This is a genomic window from Streptomyces sp. NPDC050619 (assembly GCF_040654815.1).
GTDB lineage: Bacteria > Actinomycetota > Actinomycetes > Streptomycetales > Streptomycetaceae > Streptomyces.
The window spans coordinates 1-13,862 of record NZ_JBFAIR010000030.1 but is presented as its reverse complement, the minus strand read 5'-3'; the positions used below and the strand labels follow the sequence as shown (position 1 = coordinate 13,862).

12 protein-coding genes and 2 pseudogenes are annotated in these 13,862 nt (G+C 69.4%); 1 reads left to right on the top strand and 13 read right to left on the bottom strand.

Annotation, left to right across the window (positions count from 1 at the left end; all coding sequences use genetic code 11):
• Positions 1-236 precede the first annotated feature (236 nt).
• From coaBC to pyrR, 12 genes are all read right to left on the bottom strand, one after another.
• Positions 237-1,439 carry a bifunctional phosphopantothenoylcysteine decarboxylase/phosphopantothenate--cysteine ligase CoaBC gene (coaBC, locus tag AB0I77_RS37570; protein WP_363287277.1) on the bottom strand — a complete coding sequence of 401 codons (1,203 nt, stop codon included), beginning with the start codon at positions 1,437-1,439 and terminating at the stop codon, positions 237-239.
• A gap of 119 nt (positions 1,440-1,558) precedes the next feature.
• Positions 1,559-1,831, bottom strand: coding sequence for a DNA-directed RNA polymerase subunit omega (gene rpoZ, locus AB0I77_RS37565; RefSeq protein WP_003988945.1), 273 nt, complete (start codon positions 1,829-1,831; stop codon positions 1,559-1,561).
• A gap of 53 nt (positions 1,832-1,884) precedes the next feature.
• Positions 1,885-2,442, bottom strand: coding sequence for a guanylate kinase (gmk, locus tag AB0I77_RS37560; protein ID WP_363287276.1), 558 nt, complete (start codon positions 2,440-2,442; stop codon positions 1,885-1,887).
• A 59-nt stretch (positions 2,443-2,501) separates the two neighbouring features.
• Entirely contained in the window at positions 2,502-2,825 is a 324-nt protein-coding gene (locus tag AB0I77_RS37555) for an integration host factor (RefSeq protein ID WP_003977346.1), read from the bottom strand.
• 310 nt (positions 2,826-3,135) lie between these two features.
• Complete coding sequence (pyrF, locus tag AB0I77_RS37550; protein WP_363287275.1) at positions 3,136-4,038, bottom strand: orotidine-5'-phosphate decarboxylase; 903 nt, start codon at positions 4,036-4,038, stop codon at positions 3,136-3,138.
• Positions 4,035-5,144 carry a quinone-dependent dihydroorotate dehydrogenase gene (locus AB0I77_RS37545; protein WP_363287274.1) on the bottom strand — a complete coding sequence of 370 codons (1,110 nt, stop codon included), beginning with the start codon at positions 5,142-5,144 and terminating at the stop codon, positions 4,035-4,037. The genes pyrF and AB0I77_RS37545 overlap by 4 nt, the downstream gene beginning before the upstream one ends.
• A 4-nt stretch (positions 5,145-5,148) precedes the next feature.
• Entirely contained in the window at positions 5,149-8,457 is a 3,309-nt protein-coding gene (carB, locus tag AB0I77_RS37540; protein ID WP_363287273.1) for a carbamoyl-phosphate synthase large subunit, read from the bottom strand.
• Positions 8,450-9,607, bottom strand: coding sequence for a glutamine-hydrolyzing carbamoyl-phosphate synthase small subunit (carA, locus tag AB0I77_RS37535; RefSeq protein WP_363287272.1), 1,158 nt, complete (start codon positions 9,605-9,607; stop codon positions 8,450-8,452). Before carA ends, carB begins: the two co-directional genes overlap by 8 nt.
• Entirely contained in the window at positions 9,604-10,173 is a 570-nt protein-coding gene (locus AB0I77_RS37530) for a hypothetical protein (RefSeq protein ID WP_363287271.1), read from the bottom strand. Before AB0I77_RS37530 ends, carA begins: the two co-directional genes overlap by 4 nt.
• The gene (locus AB0I77_RS37525; protein WP_363287270.1) at positions 10,170-11,456 is read right to left on the bottom strand and encodes a dihydroorotase; all 1,287 of its coding nucleotides are present in this window, start codon (positions 11,454-11,456) and stop codon (positions 10,170-10,172) included. Before AB0I77_RS37525 ends, AB0I77_RS37530 begins: the two co-directional genes overlap by 4 nt.
• Positions 11,457-11,461: 5 nt before the next feature.
• The gene (locus AB0I77_RS37520) at positions 11,462-12,439 is read right to left on the bottom strand and encodes an aspartate carbamoyltransferase catalytic subunit (protein ID WP_363287269.1); all 978 of its coding nucleotides are present in this window, start codon (positions 12,437-12,439) and stop codon (positions 11,462-11,464) included.
• Positions 12,440-12,520: 81 nt separating this feature from the next.
• The gene (pyrR, locus tag AB0I77_RS37515; RefSeq protein WP_363287268.1) at positions 12,521-13,090 is read right to left on the bottom strand and encodes a bifunctional pyr operon transcriptional regulator/uracil phosphoribosyltransferase PyrR; all 570 of its coding nucleotides are present in this window, start codon (positions 13,088-13,090) and stop codon (positions 12,521-12,523) included.
• Positions 13,091-13,342: 252 nt separating this feature from the next.
• Between pyrR and bldD the strand changes: the two are divergent.
• Positions 13,343-13,780: pseudogene (bldD, locus tag AB0I77_RS37510) on the top strand (transcriptional regulator BldD); the annotation flags it as partial.
• A 24-nt stretch (positions 13,781-13,804) separates the two neighbouring features.
• Here bldD and AB0I77_RS37505 read toward each other — a convergent pair.
• Positions 13,805-13,855: pseudogene (locus AB0I77_RS37505) on the bottom strand (hypothetical protein); the annotation flags it as partial.
• Positions 13,856-13,862: the final 7 nt, after the last annotated feature.

Genomic DNA, 13,862 nt, shown 5'->3' with positions numbered 1-13,862 from the left:
CGCTCCCTGGGGTTGCAGCGGCTGCTGGCTGATCATTGGCGGACGGGACGGGGGCTGCGCCCGGCGTCGTCCGTGCACAGTTTATCGGTCGCGCTCGGCCACCGGCCCCCTGTCTCGCCTCTTGGGAGCGCTGTGACCTGCGGCACGGGCATTCTGCCCAATCCACAGTGGCCTTGGCCAGGGTCGCCACGCCTCAATCTGCGAGGGCCGAGCGGTCGCTGAGCCGAAGGAAACACTCAGCTCAGGCGTTCCACCACCAGGCCCCACACAGTTTCGGCCAAGGCCTCCTTCGGGCCGTGCGCAACTGGCGTTTCGCTGCCGTCGGCGCCCAGCACCACGGCCTCGTTCTCCTCGGAGCCGAATGTCTTGCGCTCCCCCACCTCGTTCACCACAAGGAGGTCGCAGCCCTTGCGTTCCAGCTTCGTACGCCCGTTGGCCAGCACGTCGTCCGTCTCGGCGGCGAAACCGACGATCACTTGGCCGGGGCGGGCGCGGTCGGCCGAGATCTCCGCGAGGATGTCCGGATTCCGTACCAGGACGATGGGGTCCGGGTCCTGGCCGTCCTTCTTCTTGATCTTCCCGGCCGCGTAGGTCTGCGGACGGAAGTCGGCGACCGCCGCGGCCATCACGACCGCGTCGGCGTCCGCAGCCGCCTTCAGCACCGCCTCGCGCAGTTGCACGGCGGTACCGACCGGGACGACGTCCACGCCCGCCGGGTCCGGCAGGCCGGTGTTCGCCGCGACCAGCGTGACCCGGGCGCCCCGCGCGGCGGCGGTGCGGGCCAGGGCGTAGCCCTGCTTGCCGGAGGAGCGGTTGCCGAGGAAGCGGACGGGGTCGAGGGGCTCACGGGTGCCGCCGGCGCTGACGACGACGTGCCGGCCCTCGAGGTCCGGTTCGGTGCCGCCCCGAGCCAGGACACGGCGACAGACCTCGAAGATCTCGGCGGGCTCGGGCAGCCGGCCCTTGCCGGTGTCGACGCCGGTGAGGCGGCCGACGGCCGGTTCGATGACGACCGAGCCGCGGCGGCGCAGCGTCGCCACGTTCTCCTGGGTGGCCGGGTGCTCCCACATCTCCGTGTGCATGGCCGGGGCGAAGACGACCGGGCAGCGGGCGGTGAGCAGGGTGTTCGTGAGGAGGTCGTCGGCGATGCCGTGGGCGGCCTTCGCGAGCGTGTCTGCGGTCGCCGGGGCGACGATCACCAGGTCGGCGTGCTGCCCGATACGGACGTGCGGGACCTCGTGGACGTCGTCCCAGACCTCGGTCGAGACCGGGTGGCCGGAGAGGGCCGACCAGGTGGCGGCGCCGACGAAGTGCAGGGCGGAGGCGGTGGGCACGACCCGGACGTCGTGGCCCGATTCCGTCAGTCTGCGCAGCAGCTCACAGGCCTTGTACGCGGCGATGCCACCACTGACGCCCAGAACGACCTTCGGCTTGTCCACCGCTTCTCCCCGACCTCGGAAAACCTGCGACCTCGGAAAACCTACGTCCCCATCACACACCACAGGCCCGGCAGTAGCGCTGCCGGGCCTGTGGAAAAGCCAACTGCAAGCCGAAAATATTACTGCGCCGGGCCCTCAACGGCCTCGGACGTCAGCAGACCCGCGTTGATCTCGCGCAGGGCGATCGAGAGCGGCTTCTCGTGGACGTGGGTGTCGACGAGCGGACCGACGTACTCGAGAAGACCCTCGCCGAGCTGCGAGTAGTACGCGTTGATCTGGCGGGCACGCTTGGCCGCGTAGATCACGAGGCTGTACTTCGAGTCGGTGGCCTCGAGGAGCTCGTCGATCGGCGGGTTGATGATGCCCTCGGGCGCGGAGATGGAAGAGGACACGCTCTACCTTCCGATGGATGGGAAAAGATCGGTTGTGATCACAACAGTCGTGATCACACAACATCCATCAAGGCTAGCAGCTCACGAGCCACATCCTCGACGGAGGTGTTGACCAAGGTCACATCGAACTCCGGCTCTGCCTCCAGTTCGACCTTGGCCGCGTCCAGACGGCGCTCGATCACCTCGGGCGGCTCGGTGCCCCGTCCGGTGAGTCTGCGCACGAGCTCCTCCCAGGAGGGAGGAGCCAGAAACACCAGCTGGGCGTCCGCCATGGACTCGCGGACCTGCCGGGCGCCCTGGAGATCGATCTCCAGGAGGACGGGCTCACCCGCCTCCAGGCGCTCCAGCACGGCCGCACGAGGCGTGCCGTACCGGTTGCCGGCGAATTCGGCCCACTCCAGCAACTCGCCGTTGGCGATCAGCTTGTCCATCTCCTCGTCGGTGACGAAGAAGTACTGGACTCCGTGCTTCTCGCCGGGGCGGGGCCTGCGGGTCGTCGCCGACACCGAGAGCCAGACCTCGGGGTGTTCCTTGCGCATATGGGCGACGACCGTGCTCTTGCCGACCCCGGAGGGGCCGGAGAGCACGGTCAGCCGCGGACGTTCACTCATGCAGCGATTATTCCAGCAATCCCGGACTGCCCGGGACTCCCTTCCCGGAGTACCCGGGTTCAGGAGCCGGTGCTGCCGAACTCACGCTCCAAGGAGGCGATCTGGTTGGAACCGAGGCCGCGTACGCGGCGGCTCTCGGAGATGCCGAGTCGCTCCATGATCTGCTTGGCGCGGACCTTGCCCACGCCAGGCAGTGACTCAAGCAGCGCGGAGACCTTCATCTTGCCGATGACGTCGTTCTCCTGGCCCTGCTTGATGACCTCGTGCAGGGAGGCGCCGGAGTGCTTGAGTCGATTCTTGACCTCGGCCCGCTCCCGGCGAGCCGCGGCGGCCTTTTCGAGCGCGGCTGCGCGCTGTTCAGGGGTAAGGGGCGGAAGAGCCACGCCTACGTCACCTCGGATGTCGAACTGTCGGATACGGACCGGTGAGGAACCTAGTCGCCCCACACCTGGGGAGCCACGAGCAACACGCTTGCCCGTTGTCCCCCACTGCATTAAAAGCGTGGGAGGTGCCCCCACTCGTCGGAGACTAGCGGCCAAGTCCGCCAGAGTCAGCGAGAACAGCGGAAAAGTCCTGGTCAGCCTCCGTCAGGCCGGACATTTCAGACATACTGCCCTGGATTTGAGAATGTATTCAGACTCAAGTGGGCCTCGAACCACTCATCGGAGGACTTGGGCGAGTGGCTCGAGCGACTCAGACGGCGTCCACCGCGGCCCGGATCTCCTCCGCGAACCGGTCCGCGGCCCCGCGCAGTGCGAGGACGTCGGGACCGTGCCGCAGCACACCCCTGCTGACGTTCGGGACGACATTGCGCACCGCGGCCCCGAAGACGCCGCGAAGATCGGCCGGAGTGGCCCCCTGGGCGCCGATGCCCGGCGCCAGGATCGGACCGTTGATGTCGAGGTCGTACGAGGACAGATCGCCGAGCGTGGCGCCCACGACCGCCCCGAAGGAGCCCAGGGGCCCCTCTCCCGCGTTTTCCGCGGCCAGGTGGGCCAGCATCGTCGCTCCCACGTCGCGCCCGTCCGTCCGCACGGCCTGCTGCACCTCGGCGCCCTCCGGGTTGGAGGTCAGCGCCAGCACGAACAGCCCTGTGCCGTTCTCCCGCGCCAGCGCGACGGCCGGGCTCAGCGAGCCGTAGCCGAGATACGGCGAGACGGTCAGCGCGTCCGAGAACAGCGGGGCGTCCTTCCGGAGGAAGGACTCGGCGTACGCGGCCATGGTCGAGCCGATGTCGCCGCGCTTGGCGTCCATCACGACCAGCGCGCCGGCCGCCCGCGCCTCCTCGACCGACTTCTCCAGGACGGCGATGCCGCGCGACCCGAAGCGCTCGAAGAAGGCGCTCTGCGGCTTGAGGACGGCGACCCGGTCGGCCATCGCCTCGACGACCGTGCGGCTGAACCGCTCCAGGCCGGCGATGTCGTCGCTGAGGCCCCACTCGGTGAGCAGGGACGCGTGCGGGTCGATGCCGACGCACAGAGGGCCGCGCTCGTCCATGGCGCGACGCAGGCGCGCGCCGAAGGGTTCTCCAGAAAGGCGCTGCGGCCCGGAGGGCTTCGTTGAGGGGTGGTGGTCGGGCGACGGGTGGGCGCTCATACCGTCTTCCTCACGACGTCGGCGCCGACCGCGTCGGCAAGCGTGGCGTACGGGCTGGTGCGCAGGCGGGCGGCGAGCCCCTTGTGGACGGCGCGGCTCCAGAAGGGCCCCTCGTAGACGAACGCGCTGTAGCCCTGGACCAGGGTGGCACCCGCCAGGATCCGCTGCCAGGCGTCCTCGGCGTTCTCGATGCCGCCGACGCCCACGAGGGTGATCCGGTCGCCCACGCGCGCGTAGAGGCGGCGCAGCACCTCCAGGGAGCGTGCCTTGAGCGGAGCTCCGGAGAGCCCGCCGGTCTCCTTCACCACCAAGGGTTCGGATGTCAGACCGAGTCCCTCGCGCGCGATCGTGGTGTTGGTGGCGATGATCCCGTCCAGGCCGAGCTCGACGGCCAGGTCGGCGACCGCGTCGACGTCCTCGTCCGCGAGGTCGGGCGCGATCTTCACCAGCAGCGGGACGTGGCGCGAGGTCACCCTGCTGTCGGCGGCCTCGCGGACGGCGCTCAGCAGCGGGCGCAGCGCCTCGGTGGCCTGAAGATTGCGCAGTCCCGGCGTGTTCGGCGACGACACGTTCACGACCAGGTAGTCGGCGTACGGCGCGAGCCGCTCGGTCGACTTCACATAGTCGCGGACGGCCTCCTCCTCAGGTACGACCTTGGTCTTGCCGATGTTGACACCGACGACCGTCTTGAAGACGGGCGTATGCGAGGCCAGCCGGGCGGCGACCACCAGTGAGCCCTCGTTGTTGAAGCCCATGCGGTTGATCAGCGCCCGGTCCCGCACGAGCCGGAACAGCCGCTTCCTGGGGTTGCCCGGCTGCGGCTCCCCGGTCACCGTGCCGATCTCCACGTGGTCGAAGCCGAGCATCGACATGCCGTCGATGGCGACGGCGTTCTTGTCGAAGCCGGCGGCGAGCCCGAAGGGTCCGTGCATCCGCAGCCCGAAGGCCTCGGTGCGCAACTCCTTGTAGCGCGGAGCCAGCACAGCCGCGACGAACGTACGCAGCACCGGGACGCGGGCCGCGAGACGAATCCAGCCGACGGCCAGGTGATGGGCGCTCTCCGGGTCCATGCGGGTGAAGAACACACTGAAGAACAGTCGGTACATGGTGTCAGTCCCGGCCCGCCGTCAGGTGCCGCGCGTGTTCCTGGAGCGAACGGACGCCCACGTCACCGTGGTTGAGGGCGTCGATGCCCTGGACGGCCGCGGCCAGCGCCTGGACGGTCGTCAGACACGGCACGGACCGCGCCACGGCCGCCGTACGGATGTCGTAGCCGTCGAGGCGGCCGCCGGTGCCGTAGGGGGTGTTGACGATGAGGTCGACCTCGCCGTCGTGGATGAGCTGGACGATGGTCTTCTCGCCGTTCGGGCCGACGCCCTCGGACTGCTTGCGTACGACCTTGGCGTTGATGCCGTTGCGCTTGAGCACCTCGGCGGTACCGGAGGTGGCGAGCAACTCGAAGCCGTGGGCGACCAGTTCGCGGGCCGGGAAGATCATCGAGCGCTTGTCGCGGTTGGCGACCGAGATGAAGGCGCGGCCCTTGGTCGGCAGCGGACCGTACGCGCCGGCCTGCGACTTGGCGTACGCCGTGCCGAACACCGAGTCGATGCCCATGACTTCACCGGTGGAGCGCATCTCCGGGCCGAGGATCGTGTCGACGCCCCGCCCGTGGATGTCCCGGAAGCGGGACCACGGCATGACCGCCTCCTTGACGGAGATCGGCGCGTCCAGCGGGAGTTCGCCGCCGTCGCCGGTCGCCGGCAGCAGTCCCTCCGCGCGCAGCTCGGCGACGGTCGCGCCCAGGGAGATCCGGGCGGCGGCCTTCGCCAGCGGCACCGCGGTCGCCTTCGAGGTGAAGGGGACGGTGCGCGAGGCACGCGGGTTGGCTTCGAGGACGTAGAGGATGTCGCCGGCCATAGCGAACTGGATGTTGATCAGGCCGCGCACCCCGACGCCCTTGGCGATGGCCTCCGTGGAGGCCCGCAGCCGCTTGATGTCGAAGCCGCCGAGCGTGATCGGGGGCAGCGCGCACGCCGAGTCGCCGGAGTGGATACCGGCCTCCTCGATGTGCTCCATGACACCGCCGAGGTACAGCTCCTCACCGTCGTAGAGGGCGTCGACGTCGATCTCGATCGCGTCGTCGAGGAAGCGGTCGACCAGGACCGGCCGGGAGGGGCTGATCTCGGTGGACTCGGTGATGTAGGACGACAGCCGGGTCTCGTCGTACACGATCTCCATGCCGCGCCCGCCGAGGACGTACGACGGCCGCACCAGGACCGGGTAGCCGATCTCGTCGGCGATGGCCTTGGCCTCGGAGAAGGTGGTGGCGGTGCCGTGCTTGGGGGCCGGCAGGCCGGCCTCCTTGAGGACCCGGCCGAAGGCGCCGCGGTCCTCGGCGGCGTGGATGGCCTCGGGGGGCGTACCGACGACCAGCACGCCGTTGTCCTTCAGCGCCTGTGCCAGGCCCAGCGGGGTCTGGCCGCCGAGCTGCACGATGACGCCCGCGATCGGACCGGCCTGCGCCTCCGCGTGGACGATCTCCAGCACGTCCTCCAGCGTCAGCGGCTCGAAGTACAGGCGGTCGGAGGTGTCGTAGTCCGTGGAGACCGTCTCGGGGTTGCAGTTGACCATCACGGTCTCGTACCCGGCGGCGCTCAGCGCGAAGGAGGCGTGGACGCAGGAGTAGTCGAACTCGATGCCCTGGCCGATGCGGTTGGGCCCGGAGCCCAGGATGATGACGGCCGGCTTCTCGCGGGGGGCGACCTCGCTCTCCTCGTCGTAGGAGGAGTAGAAGTACGGCGTCTTCGCGGCGAACTCGGCGGCGCAGGTGTCGACGGTCTTGTACACCGGGCGCACGCCCAGCGCGTGCCGCACCTCGCGCACCACGTCCTCGCGCAGCCCCCGGATCTCGCCGATCTGCTGGTCGGAGAAACCGTGCCGCTTGGCCTCGGCCAGCAGCGACGGCTCCAGCTTGTCGGCGGCGGCCAGCTCGTCCGCGATCTCCTTGATCAGGAAGAGCTGGTCGACGAACCACGGGTCGATCTTCGTCGCCTCGAAGATCTCCTCCTGACTCGCTCCGGCCCGGATGGCCTGCATGACGGTGTTGATCCGGCCGTCGGTCGGCCGGACGGATTCGGCGAGGAGAGCGTCCTTGTCACCCACCTCGCCCACGAAGGTGAACTGGCTGCCCTTCTTCTCCAGCGAGCGCAGCGCCTTCTGGAACGCCTCGGTGAAGTTGCGGCCGATCGCCATGGCCTCGCCGACCGACTTCATGGTCGTGGTCAGCGTGGAGTCGGCGGACGGGAACTTCTCGAAGGCGAACCGCGGCGCCTTGACGACGACGTAGTCGAGCGTCGGCTCGAAGGAAGCCGGGGTTTTCTCCGTGATGTCGTTCGGGATCTCGTCCAGCGTGTAGCCCACGGCCAGCTTCGCGGCGATCTTCGCGATCGGGAAGCCGGTCGCCTTGGAGGCGAGGGCCGAGGAGCGCGACACGCGCGGGTTCATCTCGATGACGATGATGCGGCCGTCGACCGGGTTCACCGCGAACTGGATGTTGCAGCCGCCGGTGTCGACGCCGACCTCGCGGATGATCGCGATGCCGATGTCGCGCAGCCGCTGGTACTCGCGGTCGGTCAGCGTCATCGCGGGGGCGACGGTGATCGAGTCACCGGTGTGCACGCCCATCGGGTCGAAGTTCTCGATGGAGCAGACGACCACGACGTTGTCGTTCTTGTCGCGCATCAGCTCCAGCTCGTACTCCTTCCAGCCGAGGATGGACTCCTCCAGGAGCACCTCGGTGGTGGGAGACAAGGTCAGGCCCTGGCCGGCGATCCGGCGCAGCTCCTCCTCGTCGTGCGCGAAGCCGGAGCCGGCGCCGCCCATGGTGAAGGACGGGCGGACCACGACCGGGTAGCCGCCGAGCTGCTCGACCCCCTTGAGCACGTCGTCCATCGAATGGCAGATGTAGGACCGGGCGGACTCGCCGTGCCCGATCTTCTCGCGGACGGCCTCGACGACGTCCTTGAAGAGGTCGCGGTCCTCGCCCTTGTTGATGGCTTCGACGTTGGCGCCGATCAGCTCGACGCCGTACTTCTCCAGCACACCCTGCCCGTGCATGGAGATCGCGGTGTTGAGGGCGGTCTGGCCGCCGAGCGTCGGCAGCAGCGCGTCCGGCCGCTCCTTGGCGATGATCTTCTCGACGAACTCCGGGGTGATGGGCTCGACGTAGGTGGCGTCGGCGATCTCCGGGTCGGTCATGATCGTCGCCGGGTTGGAGTTGACCAGGATGACCCGCAGGCCCTCGGCCTTGAGGACCCGGCACGCCTGGGTGCCGGAGTAGTCGAACTCGGCGGCCTGGCCGATGACGATCGGGCCGGAGCCGATGACCAGGACGGACTGGATATCGGTGCGCTTAGGCACGCTGGCCCTCCATCTGGACGGTGCTCATCAAAGACGTGAAGCGGTCGAACAGGTAGGCGGCGTCGTGCGGGCCGGCTGCCGCTTCGGGGTGGTACTGGACGCTGAAGGCCGGGCGGTCGAGGAGTTGCAGACCCTCCACCACGTTGTCGTTAAGGCAGACGTGGGAGACCTCGGCGCGGCCGTAGGGGGTCTCGGAGACCTTGTCGAGCGGGGCGTCGACGGCGAAGCCGTGGTTGTGCGCGGTGACCTCGACCTTGCCGGTCGTACGGTCCTGCACCGGCTGGTTGATGCCGCGGTGGCCGTACTTCAGCTTGTAGGTGCCGAAGCCGAGGGCGCGGCCCAGGATCTGGTTGCCGAAGCAGATGCCGAACAGCGGGGTGCCGCGCTCCAGGACCGCCCGCATGAGGGAGACCGGGTGGTCGGCGGTGGCCGGGTCGCCCGGTCCGTTGGAGAAGAACACGCCGTCGGGCCGGACGGCGTACACCTCCTCGACGGTCGCCGTCGCCGGCAGCACGTGCACCTCGATGCCGCGCTCGGCCATCCGGTGCGGGGTCATGCCCTTGATGCCGAGGTCGACGGCGGCGACGGTGAACTTCTTCGCGCCGATCGCCGGGACGACGTACGCCTCCTTGGTGGCGACCTCCGCGGAGAGGTTCGCGCCCTTCATCTCGGGGGCCTGGCGCACCTCGGAGAGCATGGTGCCCTCGTCGGGCAGCGCGTTGCCGGAGAAGATGCCGACCCGCATGGCGCCGCGCTCGCGCAGGTGCCGGGTCAGGGCGCGGGTGTCGATGCCGCTGATGCCGACGACGCCCTGCCCCGCCAGTTCGTCGTCCAGCGAGCGGCGGGAGCGCCAGTTGGACGGCACGCGTGCGGGGTCGCGTACGACGTAACCCGCGACCCAGATCCGCTTCGACTCGGGGTCCTCGTCGTTGACGCCGGTGTTGCCGACGTGCGGGGCGGTCATCACGACCACCTGGCGGTGGTACGAAGGGTCGGTGAGGGTCTCCTGGTAGCCGGTCATGCCGGTGGAGAACACGGCCTCGCCGAAGGTCACCCCCACGGCCCCGTAGGCGCGGCCGCGGAACATCCGGCCGTCCTCCAGGACGAGTACGGCGGGAGTCTTGCTGGCTCCCCTGGTGGAGGTCGTCATCGTTCGGCGCCTTCCGTGCTGTTGGTTTCGATCATGGAGTTGAGGACGTCGACCCACTCGCTGTGCTCGGCCGCGCGATCGGAGCGGAACCCGGAGTCGATCAGCCGGTCGCCGTGCGCCCAGGTGACCACGAGCAGACCGCCCTCGGTCAGGACCTTGCCCGCGATGCCCTTGTCCAGCCGGGCCTCGCGCAGCGCGGCGGCCGGGACGAAGAAGTCGGTTGCCCCGGGGCGTACGACGTCCAGTCCCGCGTCCGTCAGAGTGAGCTCGACCCGGCTGCGGGTGCCCAGGCCGTGCGCCACGATGCGGTCCAGCCACTGCCCGGCGGTGGTGGAGCCGTGGTAGCGGCCGCTCATGCTCAGTCTCGCCGGGCCGGGGTCGTCCGGCACGCTGGGCAGTTGGGGCAGGTCGCCCTGGAGCGTGCCGCGCCACTTCCAGCCCTCGCGCATCAGCCAGTAGACGAGCGCGACGAAGAGGGCGAGTCCGACGAGCCAGCCGATGCGGGCGGCCCAGTCGGTGACCTGAGCCGATTCCTTCTCGGCGGCCAGCAGCATTACAGGTGTCACGTGAGCTTCCCGTCGACGAGCGTGGCCTTGCCCCGCAGCCACGTGTGCGTGACACGGCCCGGCAGCTCGCGGCCCTCGTACGGGGTGTTGCGGCTGCGCGAGGCGAAGCCCGCGGGGTCCACGGACCCACGGTATGCCGTGTCGAGGAGCGTGAGGTTGGCGGGCTCACCTGCCGAGACCGGACGGCCGTGCCCCTTCGCCCGTCCGATCTGGGCGGGCTTGAACGACATGCGCTCGGCGACGCCGGCCCAGGTGAGCAGCCCGGTGTCGACCATCGTCGCCTGGATCACCGACAGCGCGGTCTCCAGGCCGACCATGCCCATGGCGGCGGCGGCCCACTCGCAGTCCTTGTCCTCGTGCGGGTGCGGGGCGTGGTCGGTGGCGACGACGTCGATCGTGCCGTCGGCGAGCGCCTCACGCAGGGCGAGGACGTCGCGTTCGGTGCGCAGCGGCGGGTTGACCTTGAAGACCGGGTTGTACGTCCGCACCAGCTCGTCGGTGAGGAGCAGGTGGTGCGGGGTGACCTCGGCGGTGACGTCGATGCCGCGGGACTTGGCCCAGCGCACGATCTCGACGGACCCGGCGGTCGACAGGTGGCAGATGTGGACGCGGGAGCCGACATGCTCGGCGAGCAGGACATCCCGGGCGATGATCGATTCTTCGGCCACCGCCGGCCAGCCCCCGAGCCCCAGCTCGGCGGAGACGACGCCCTCGTTCATCTGGGCGCCCTCGGTCAGCCGCGGCTCCTGCGCGTGCTGGGCGACGACCCCGCCGAAGGCCTTCACGTACTCCAGCGCGCGCCGCATCATCACGGCGTCGTCGACGCACTTGCCGTCGTCGGAGAAGACGGTGACGCCGGCCGCGGATTCGTACATCGCGCCCAGTTCGGCGAGCTTCTTGCCCTCCAGGCCGACGGTGACGGCACCGATCGGCTGCACATCGCAGTAGCCGTGCTCCTGGCCGAGCCGGTAGACCTGCTCGACGACTCCGGCGGTGTCGGCGACGGGGAAGGTGTTGGCCATGGCGAACACGGCGGTGTAACCCCCGCTCGCGGCCGCCCGGGTACCGGTCAGGACGGTCTCGGAGTCCTCACGGCCGGGCTCGCGCAGATGGGTGTGCAGATCGACGAGGCCCGGCAGCAGCACCTTGCCGTCGGCCTCCACGACCTCGGCGCCCTCGGCGCTCAGACCGGCGCCCACCTCGGCGATCGTCGGACCGTCGATCAGCACGTCCTGCGCATCGCCGCCGAGCACCTTCGCACCACGGATCAGGATCTTGCTCATGTGTCTTACTTCTCCTCGGTACGGGTGTGGCTGACGGCGGACTCGTTGCCGCCCAGCAGCAGATAGAGCACGGCCATCCGGATGGAGACTCCGTTGGCGACCTGCTCGATCGCGGTGCAGCGCTCCGAGTCGGCGACCTGGGCGGTGATCTCCATACCGCGGACCATCGGGCCGGGGTGCATCACGATGGAGTGCTCGGGCATCCGCGCCATGCGGTCGCCGTCGAGGCCGTAGCGCCGGGAGTACTCGCGCTCGGTCGGGAAGAAGGCCGCGTTCATGCGCTCGCGCTGCACGCGCAGCATCATCACCGCGTCGGACTTGGGCAGCGTGCTGTCGAGGTCGTACGACACCTCGCAGGGCCAGGACTCGATGCCGACCGGCACCAGGGTCGGCGGGGCGACCAGGGTGACCTGGGCGCCGAGGGTGTGCAGCAGGTCGACGTTGGAGCGGGCGACCCGGCTGTGCAGGACATCGCCGACGATCGTGATGCGCCGGCCTGCGAGGTCCTGGCCGATCCCGGCGTCCCGGCCGACCAGTCGCCGGCGCATGGTGAAGGCGTCGAGCAGGGCCTGGGTGGGGTGCTGGTGGGTGCCGTCGCCGGCGTTGATGACGGCCGCGTCGATCCAGCCGGAGTTGGCGAGGCGGTACGGCGCTCCGGAGGCACCGTGCCGGATGACGACGGCGTCGACGCCCATGGCTTCGAGGGTCTGGGCGGTGTCCTTGAGGGACTCGCCCTTGGACACGCTGGATCCCTTGGCGGAGAAGTTGATGACGTCCGCGGACAGCCGCTTCTCGGCGGCCTCGAAGGAGATCCGGGTGCGGGTGGAGTCCTCGAAGAAGAGATTGACGACGGTACGGCCGCGCAGGGTCGGCAGCTTCTTGATCGGCCGGTCGGCGACCCGGGCCATCTCCTCGGCGGTGTCGAGGATCAGGACGGCGTCGTCGCGGGTGAGGTCGGCGGCCGAGATGAGATGACGGTGCATCTGTCAGGCTCCGTAAGGCAGTTCAGGTCGGGAGAACGCGGGTGTGCAGGGGCGCACTCAGGGAGGTACGACTGAGCGCCGCTACTGCTCGCGCGTCGGGGAGGCCTTCGCACCGAGCAGCACGGTGTCGCGACCGTCCTCCTCGGCGAGCAGGACCTTGACCGTCTCCCGCAGCGACGTGGGGAGGTTCTTGCCGACGTAGTCGGCGCGGATGGGCAGTTCGCGGTGGCCGCGGTCGACGAGGACCGCGAGTTGCACCGCGCGCGGGCGCCCGATGTCGTTCAGGGCGTCGAGAGCGGCGCGGATGGTACGGCCGGAGAAGAGCACGTCGTCGACGAGGACGACCAGTCTGCCGTCGATGCCGTCACCGGGGATGTCGGTGCGGGCCAGCGCACGCGGCGGATGCATGCGCAGGTCGTCGCGGTACATGGTGATGTCGAGGGAGCCGACCGGGATCTTGCGTTCGGTGATCTGCTCCAGCTTGGCGGCGAGCCGCTGGGCCAGGAAGACACCCCGGGTGGGAATGCCGAGGAGCACCACGTCGTCGGCGCCCTTGGCGCGCTCGACGATCTCGTGGGCGATGCGGGTCAGTACCCGCGCGATGTCAGGGCCTTCGAGAACGGGCCTTGCATCGGACGCTTGAGTGTCCATACGAAACGGACCTCCTTCTCCGCCTCACGGGACGGACCTTAAAGGACGTCGGATTTGCGCCATCCACGGTAGCAGGCCGCCCGACACCCTCCATCACCCCCTTGGCTCAATCGGTCACCGTTACCACGGAAGAGCCGGTGTGGACCATTCGGCTTGACGCGGCAGAGTAACGCTGCGTAACCTCACAGTGAGTTACCAGCCGCGCGGCACGGAAAAGACCCAGCCGCGTCGACACAGTGTCCGGGGAGCTATATGTCCAGCGAATACGCCAAGCAGCTCGGGGCCAAGCTCCGGGCCATCCGCACCCAGCAGGGCCTTTCCCTCCACGGTGTCGAGGAGAAGTCCCAGGGGCGCTGGAAGGCCGTCGTGGTCGGTTCGTACGAGCGCGGCGACCGTGCCGTGACCGTGCAGCGCCTCGCCGAGCTGGCGGATTTCTACGGCGTTCCGGTGCAGGAGCTGCTGCCGGGCACCACGCCGGGCGGCGCCGCCGAGCCGCCGCCGAAGCTGGTCCTGGACCTGGAGCGGCTGGCCCATGTGCCGGCCGAGAAGGCGGGCCCGCTCCAGCGCTATGCGGCGACGATCCAGTCCCAGCGCGGTGACTACAACGGCAAGGTGCTGTCGATCCGCCAGGACGACCTGCGCACACTCGCCGTCATCTACGACCAGTCGCCCTCGGTCCTCGGTGAGGAAGGGTGCCGGGGCTTCCTCGACGAGTTTTTGGTGGCGGCGCTGGAGGGAGCAGTCGCGGGTGGAGACGACGACCACGTTGCCG

What these genes read in the sequence shown, in the direction of transcription:
- gmk (WP_363287276.1), bottom strand. Translation starts at nt 2,442, where the DNA reads ATGAGTGAACGTCCGCGGCTGACCGTGCTCTCCGGCCCCTCCGGGGTC.
- pyrF (WP_363287275.1), bottom strand. Translation starts at nt 4,038, where the DNA reads ATGAGCGCCCACCCGTCGCCCGACCACCACCCCTCAACGAAGCCCTCC.
- AB0I77_RS37545 (WP_363287274.1), bottom strand. Translation starts at nt 5,144, where the DNA reads ATGTACCGACTGTTCTTCAGTGTGTTCTTCACCCGCATGGACCCGGAG.
- carA (WP_363287272.1), bottom strand. Translation starts at nt 9,607, where the DNA reads ATGACGACCTCCACCAGGGGAGCCAGCAAGACTCCCGCCGTACTCGTC.
- AB0I77_RS37525 (WP_363287270.1), bottom strand. Translation starts at nt 11,456, where the DNA reads ATGAGCAAGATCCTGATCCGTGGTGCGAAGGTGCTCGGCGGCGATGCG.
- AB0I77_RS37520 (WP_363287269.1), bottom strand. Translation starts at nt 12,439, where the DNA reads ATGCACCGTCATCTCATCTCGGCCGCCGACCTCACCCGCGACGACGCC.
- pyrR (WP_363287268.1), bottom strand. Translation starts at nt 13,090, where the DNA reads ATGGACACTCAAGCGTCCGATGCAAGGCCCGTTCTCGAAGGCCCTGAC.